Source organism: Streptomyces sp. NPDC005899 (genome assembly GCF_040629645.1).
Taxonomy (GTDB): domain Bacteria; phylum Actinomycetota; class Actinomycetes; order Streptomycetales; family Streptomycetaceae; genus Streptomyces.
On sequence record NZ_JBEXWB010000350.1, the window covers coordinates 1 to 6,532 of the forward strand.

Annotated in this window: 7 protein-coding genes and 1 pseudogene; 7 read left to right on the plus strand and 1 reads right to left on the minus strand. The window is 74.3% G+C overall.

Annotation, left to right across the window (positions count from 1 at the left end; translation table 11 throughout):
- Positions 1 to 98 precede the first annotated feature (98 nt).
- The 5 genes from pnuC to ABZ371_RS27265 all read left to right on the plus strand — a co-directional run bounded on the left by pnuC (position 99) and on the right by ABZ371_RS27265 (position 4,321).
- Positions 99 to 752 carry a nicotinamide riboside transporter PnuC gene (pnuC, locus tag ABZ371_RS27245; RefSeq protein ID WP_358684311.1) on the plus strand — a complete coding sequence of 218 codons (654 nt, stop codon included), beginning with the start codon at positions 99 to 101 and terminating at the stop codon, positions 750 to 752.
- Complete coding sequence (locus ABZ371_RS27250) at positions 749 to 1,828, plus strand: AAA family ATPase (RefSeq protein ID WP_358684313.1); 1,080 nt, start codon at positions 749 to 751, stop codon at positions 1,826 to 1,828. The genes pnuC and ABZ371_RS27250 overlap by 4 nt, the downstream gene beginning before the upstream one ends.
- Positions 1,825 to 2,568, plus strand: a complete 744-nt coding sequence (locus ABZ371_RS27255; protein WP_358684315.1) for an NUDIX domain-containing protein — start codon at positions 1,825 to 1,827, stop codon at positions 2,566 to 2,568. Before ABZ371_RS27250 ends, ABZ371_RS27255 begins: the two co-directional genes overlap by 4 nt.
- Complete coding sequence (locus ABZ371_RS27260; protein ID WP_358684317.1) at positions 2,565 to 3,587, plus strand: ADP-ribosylglycohydrolase family protein; 1,023 nt, start codon at positions 2,565 to 2,567, stop codon at positions 3,585 to 3,587. Before ABZ371_RS27255 ends, ABZ371_RS27260 begins: the two co-directional genes overlap by 4 nt.
- A gap of 77 nt (positions 3,588 to 3,664) precedes the next feature.
- Positions 3,665 to 4,321 carry a 1,4-alpha-glucan branching protein gene (locus ABZ371_RS27265; protein WP_358684319.1) on the plus strand — a complete coding sequence of 219 codons (657 nt, stop codon included), beginning with the start codon at positions 3,665 to 3,667 and terminating at the stop codon, positions 4,319 to 4,321.
- 12 nt (positions 4,322 to 4,333) lie between these two features.
- Here the strand turns inward: ABZ371_RS27265 and ABZ371_RS27270 are convergent.
- Positions 4,334 to 4,852 (minus strand): annotated as a pseudogene (locus tag ABZ371_RS27270) (nucleotidyltransferase domain-containing protein); the annotation flags it as partial.
- A gap of 186 nt (positions 4,853 to 5,038) precedes the next feature.
- Between ABZ371_RS27270 and aroH the strand changes: the two are divergent.
- Together aroH and ABZ371_RS27280 are read left to right on the plus strand one after the other, a co-directional pair.
- The gene (gene aroH, locus ABZ371_RS27275; RefSeq protein ID WP_358684321.1) at positions 5,039 to 5,401 is read left to right on the plus strand and encodes a chorismate mutase; all 363 of its coding nucleotides are present in this window, start codon (positions 5,039 to 5,041) and stop codon (positions 5,399 to 5,401) included.
- Positions 5,398 to 6,483, plus strand: coding sequence for a prephenate dehydrogenase (locus ABZ371_RS27280; protein WP_358684323.1), 1,086 nt, complete (start codon positions 5,398 to 5,400; stop codon positions 6,481 to 6,483). The genes aroH and ABZ371_RS27280 overlap by 4 nt, the downstream gene beginning before the upstream one ends.
- Positions 6,484 to 6,532 lie beyond the last annotated feature (49 nt).

Here is a 6,532-nt window from a genome sequence, read left to right on the forward strand (position 1 = left end):
CGGTTCCTGGTTCGTCCGCCGAACCGGAACCGGCCGCGGGCCTTCCGCCGCCGCCGTTTCTTCTTTATAGTCATAGTGACCATAAAGAAGGAGGCGGCGTGACGCTCGCGGACATCCTCGATCCCCTGCAACAGCCCCTGGTGACGGTCCTGGACACCCCGGTCAGCTGGACCGAGGTGCTCGGCTTCGGCAGCGGGGCGCTCTGCGTCTGGCTCGTGGCCCGCCAGCACCTCGCCAACTGGCCGATCGGCATCGCCAACAACCTGTTCTTCATCCTGCTGTTCGCCCAGTCCGGTCTGTACGCCGACGCCGGACTCCAATGCGTCTTCATCACCCTCGCCGCGTACGGCTGGTGGACCTGGACCCACGGGGGTGGACCAGGTGCGCCCGTCCTGCCGGTGCGCACGACCACGCGCACCGAATGGGCCTGGCTGCTGGTGGCGGGGGTGGTGGGGACAGCCGCCCTCACGGCGCTGCTGTCCCGGGCCACGGACTCGACCGTGCCCTTCTGGGACGCGCTGACGACCTCGCTGTCCCTGACGGCGACGTACGGGCAGTGCCGCAAGCTCGTCGAGTCGTGGTGGCTGTGGATCGCCGCCGACGTGGTGTACGTCCCGCTGTACGCGTACAAGGAGCTCTACCTGACCTCCCTGCTGTACGCCGGCTTCCTGACGCTCTGCCTCATCGGGCTGCGCGCGTGGAGCCGGGACGCCGCCCCGGTCCGTACCGCGGCCGAGCGGATGCCGGCGTGAGGCGCCACGGGCACGGCCTGGTCCTCGGCAAGTTCTACCCGCCGCACGCCGGCCACCACCACCTCGTCCGCACCGCCCAGGACCGCTGCGAGCGGCTCACCGTCCTGGTCTGCGCCGCGTCCGTCGAATCCGTCCCGCTGGCCGACCGGGTCGCCTGGATGCGGGAGGTGCACCCCGGGGTCCGGGTGGTGGGAGCCGTCGACGACACCCCCATGGACGTCACCGACCCCGCGGTCTGGGACGCGCACATGGCCGTGTTCACCGCCGCCGTGCCCGAACGCGTCGACGCCGTCTTCACCTCGGAGGCGTACGGGGACGAACTGGCCCGCCGCTTCGGGGCGGAATCCGTCCTCGTCGACCCGGCGCGCAGCGCCTTCCCCGTCTCCGGGACCGCCGTCCGGGCCGATCCGGCCGCCTGCTGGGACTTCCTGGAACCGCCCGTCCGGGCCGCGCTGACCCGCCGGGTCGTCGTCCTCGGTGCCGAGTCCACCGGCACCACGACCCTGGCGCGGTCCCTGGCCGACCACCTCCGCCGCCGAGGCGGCGTCTGGGCGCACACCCGGTACGTCGCCGAGTACGGACGGGAGTTCAGCGAGGCGAAGCTCGCCGCCCTGCGGGACGAGTGGCCCGGCGCCCAGTGGGAGGACGTCACCCTCACCACCGACGACTTCCCCCTCATCGCCGAGACCCAGAACGCCCGGGAGGAGGCGGCGGCGCGGGTCGGATCCCCGGTGCTCGTCTGCGACACCGACTCCTTCGCCACCACCGTCTGGCACGAGCGGTACATCGGCGGCCGCAACCCCCTCGTCGAGGAGACCGCCGACCGCGTCACCCACCACCTCTGGCTGCTCACCGACCACGAGGGCGTCGCCTTCGAGGACGACGGACTGCGCGACGGCGAGGAACTGCGCCCCTGGATGACGGACCGCTTCCGCGACGAACTCACCCGCACCGGCCGCACCTTCGTCGAACTGACCGGGCCGCACCACGCCCGGCTGGCCGCCGCGGTCACCGCCGTGGACGAACTCCTCGCCACCTCCTGGAACTTCGCCGCACCCCTCCCGGAACGCCGATGAGCGGCGCCCCCGAGGGGTACGACCCCGGGGCCTTCACCCCCTTCGCCGTCGCCGTCGACCTCGCCGTCTTCACCGTCCGCGAGGGACGGCTCCACGTGCTGCTCGTCGAACGCGGCCAGGAGCCCTTCAAGGGGCACTGGGCCCTGCCCGGCGGATTCGTGCTGCCCCGCGAGTCCGCCGAGGAGGCGGCCCGCCGCGAACTCGCCGAGGAGACCGGCCTCACGCAGGCGTCCGTGTGCGCCTTCCACCTCGAGCAGCTGCGCACCTACACCGATCCGGACCGCGACCCCAGGATGCGGGTCGTCTCCGTCGCGTACGCCGCCCTCGTCCCCGACCTGCCCGAGCCGCGCGGCGGCGGGGACGCGGCACACGCGCGGTGGTGGGACACCGGCCGCACCGGCCCGCTGGCCTTCGACCACGACCGCATCCTGGCCGACGCCCACGACCGCATCGGCGCCAGGCTGGAGTACTCGTGCCTGGCCACCGCCTTCTGCCCCGAGGAGTTCACCCTCGGGGAGCTCCAGCAGGTCTACGAGACCGTCTGGGGCGTCACGCTCGACCGGCCCAACTTCAGGCGCAAGGTCCTCACCACGCCCGGCTTCGTCCAGGCCGTGGATGGACCGCCGCGCCGCACCGGCGGACGCGGGAAACCGGCCGCCCTGTACCGGGCGGGTGCGGCCACCGCCCTGCACCCGCCACTGCTGCGCCCGGAAGGACGCCCGGAAGGACGGACCACATGATCCCCACACGGACCCTCACCAAGCAGGCGGCCACCGGCGCCCTCGTCGGGCTCGCGCTCGGCGACGCCCTGGGCCACCCGACCGAGTTCGACGACGTGCCGTCCATCCTCGCCACGCACGGTCCCTGGCGGCGGACGGCGCTCCCGGAGCCCGCGACCGTCACCGACGACACCCAGATGACGCTCGCCCTGGGACGCGGCATACGCACGGCCATGGACAGCGGACTGCTCACCCCGGCGCGGCTGGTGGAACCCCTCCGTGCGGAATTCGTCGCCTGGTACCACTCCCCGGACAACGACCGCGCCCCCGGCCGCACCTGCCTGACGGCCTGCCGCCTGCTCGACGGCGACCGGCCCTGGCAGGAGGCCAGCAGGACGGACTCCAAGGGCTGCGGCGCCGACATGCGGGTGGCCCCGGTCGGGTTGGTTCCCGGGCTCAGCGAGGAGCAGCGGTCCGGCGCGGCCCAGCTCCAGGCCGCCCTCACCCACGGCCACCCCACCGCCTTGGCCGCCTCCGACCTGACGGCCCGCGCCGTGTACCTGCTGGCGCAGGGCGCCGAACCCATGGGCCTGGTGGGCCGGCTGCGCAGCTACGCCTACGAGAACAGCGGCCGCTACCCGCACCGCTGGCTCGGCGACCTGTGGCGGTATGCGGGTGACGCCTCGCCCGAGGCGTACGTCCGGCGCGGCTGGGACGAGTGCCTGACCGCCCTCGCCAGGGTCCAGGACGCCCTGCGCGACCCGTCCCCGGAGACCGACCCGTGCGAGGCCACCGGTGACGGCTGGGTCGCCGAGGAGGCCCTCGCCACGGCCCTGCACTGCTTCCTGCTCTTCCCCGAGGAACCGGTCACCGCGCTGCGCAGGGCCGCCTGCACGCGGGGCGACTCCGACTCGCTGGCCTGCCTCACCGGGGCGCTGGCCGGTGCGCACCTGGGGGCGGGCGCCTGGCCCAAGGAGTGGTCGGAGCGCATCGAGTACCGCAGCGACCTGCTGTCCCTGGGCGCGCTCTGGGACGTGTGAGACCCCCGGCCCGGCCGTCCGCGCCCGCGAGGCGCGAGCGCCGGGAACCGGTTCTGGACGCGAGGAGTTGACCCGGCATGGCTGTCATCCACAGAACGACAATGGACCCCGGCAAGTTGCAGCTCATCGCCGCCTGGCTGCCCACCCGGCCCTGGTACACCGGCACCGGCGAGCCGGAACTCGACCGCACCGGCGGCTTCCGGCTCGACGATCCGCAGGGTGAGGTGGGCATCGAGTTCATGGTGGCCACGGACACGTCGGGACAGCGGCCCGTCACCTACCTCGTACCGCTCACCTACCGCGGCGCGCCCCTGGCGGGGGCCGACGACGCGCTCCTCGGCACGAGCGAGCACGGGGTGCTCGGGCGGCGCTGGGTGTACGACGGGGTCCACGACCCCGTGCTGGTCGCCGGGCTGCTCGCCCTGGTGCGGGGCAGCGCCGAGCCCCAGGCGCAGAGCGAGTCGGACACGCCCGACCCGACCGTCACCGTCGTCGCCGCGGACGGCGGGCCGGACGCGGTCACGTCCGCCACCGTCCGGGAGGGGAAGGACCGCACCCGCATCGTGCTGAACGAGGGGGCGGACGCCGCCACCCTCGTGGTGTCGCGTGTGCTGGAGGCCGAGGAGCCGGCGGCCGCAGTCCGCGGGCACGTCAGCGCCCCGTGGCGGCTGCCGGACGGCGGCGAGGCGCGCGGCCGGATTCTCGTACTGGCCGACGGTGTTGCGCAGCCGTAGGCATCGGCCCACCGAAGCTCTCCGGGTCCGGATCAGGAAGGCCTCCACGCGCTCCCGGTCCGGCTCCGGGGGCAGCGGCGAGCGGGCGAGCGCCGCGCCGTTCTCCCCGGCGAGACGGTTCATCCGGCGCTCCACCTCGGGCCACGGGACCTCGCCCCGCCTCACCGCGAGCAGCTCCTCGCGGGCGTCGCCCACCTCGACCCGGAGCTCGCCCGTGCGCAGCAGGTCCCGGCCGGTGGCGTCGATCCGCTCCACGACGGGGGAGTGGAGGCACTCCGGCACGTTCGGGTTCGCGCGCAGGGCCAGTTCGCAGAAGCGCTCCAGCTCCCAGGAGAACTGCTCGTCCGCGGGGCCCTCGATGTGGGCCGGCGGCTCGGTGAAGCCCCAGAACATCGGGACCGGCGCGGCGAAGACCCCGCGCCGGTCCGTGTCGCCGCCCTCGGTGGCCAGCCCGAAGGCCCGGGAGCCCGTCACCCGGGAGTAGACGGTGTGATCGCCGCGTACGAGGGCCCCGGCTTCGGCGGTGACCATGCGCGCGAGGGTACGCGGAGCCGCCGGGGCGGGCACCGCCGCCCGCCCCGGACCCACCCGGCGGGATCCGGGGGCGCCCCGCCGCCCACGCCGCCGTGCCGTCTCACGGACAGAGCACGGTGACCGCCCGCCCCGGCGCACCTCTAGGCTGGCGGAGCACGCAGAACGAGGAGCAAGGGGTACGACGTGGCGGTACGAGCGGTCCGTGGAGCCGTCCAGCTGGAGCGGGACGAAGCCGGTCACATGGACGAGCGGGTGGGGGCCCTGCTCACCGCGATCCTGGAGCGCAACGGGTTCACCGCCGACGACCTCATCAGCGTGTGGTTCACGGCCACGCCCGATCTGCACAGCGACTTCCCGGCCGCCGCGGCCCGGGGTCTGGGCATCGTCGACGTACCCCTGATCTGTGCCCAGGAGCTGGACATCACCGGCGCCATGCCGCGGGTGGTCCGCATCCTCGCCCACGTCGAGACGTATCTCGCCAAGGCCGAGATCAGCCACGTCTACCTCGGCGCCACCGGCGCCCTCCGCAAGGACATCGCCCAGTGAGAACAGCTCTGGTCATCGGGACGGGCCTGGTCGGCACCTCCGCCGCCCTCGCACTCGCCGGGCGGGGCATCAGGGTCCACCTCGTCGACCGCGACCCGGCCTCGGCGCAGACGGCGGCCGCGCTCGGCGCCGGCACGGACGAGGCACCCGAAGGGCCCGTCGACCTCGCGATCATCGCGGTGCCGCCGGCCCACACCGCCTCGGTGCTGGCCGGGGCGATGCGGGACGGCGTCGCCCGCGCCTACCTCGACGTCGCCAGCGTCAAGGGAGGCCCGCGGCGCGAGCTGGAGGCCCTGGGCCTCGACCTCACGCCGTACATCGGGACGCACCCCATGGCCGGGAAGGAGCGCTCCGGCCCCCTCGCGGCCACCGGGGACCTCTTCGAGGGCCGCCCCTGGGTGCTCACCCCGACCGGGGCCACCGACACCGAGGTGCTCAACCTCGCCCTGGAGCTGGTCGCCCTGTGCCGGGCCGTCCCGGTCGTCATGGACGCCGACGCCCACGACCGCGCCGTCGCCCTGGTCTCCCACACCCCGCAGCTGATCTCCTCCATGGTCGCCGCCAGGCTGGAGGAGGCCGACGAGACGGCTGTGCGCCTGTGCGGCCAGGGGATCAGGGACGTCACCCGGATCGCCGCCTCCGACCCCCGGATGTGGGTGGAGATCCTCTCCGCCAACCCCGGACCCGTCGCCGACGTGCTGGCCGGGGTCGCCACCGACCTGGAAGAGACGGTCAGGGCCCTGCGCGCCCTCCAGTCGGCCGACGAGGACGAGCGCCGTTCCGGCACCAGGGGCGTCGAGGACGTCCTGCGCCGCGGCAACGCCGGCCGGGTCCGGGTGCCCGGCAAGCACGGGTCCGCCCCGGCCTCGTACGAGATCGTGGCCGTCCTCATCAGCGACCGCCCCGGTGAGCTGGCCCGCATCTTCGCCGACGCCGGACTGGCCGGGGTGAACATCGAGGACGTCCGCATCGAGCACGCCGCCGGTCAGCAGGCCGGCCTGGTGCAGCTGATGGTCGAGCCGAGCGCGGCCCCGGTGCTGGGCACGGCACTGGAGGAGCGCGGCTGGTCCCTGCGGGCCTAGGGACGGGGCCGTCCTCCGCACACCCCCGTCGTGCGCGGACCCGCCCACC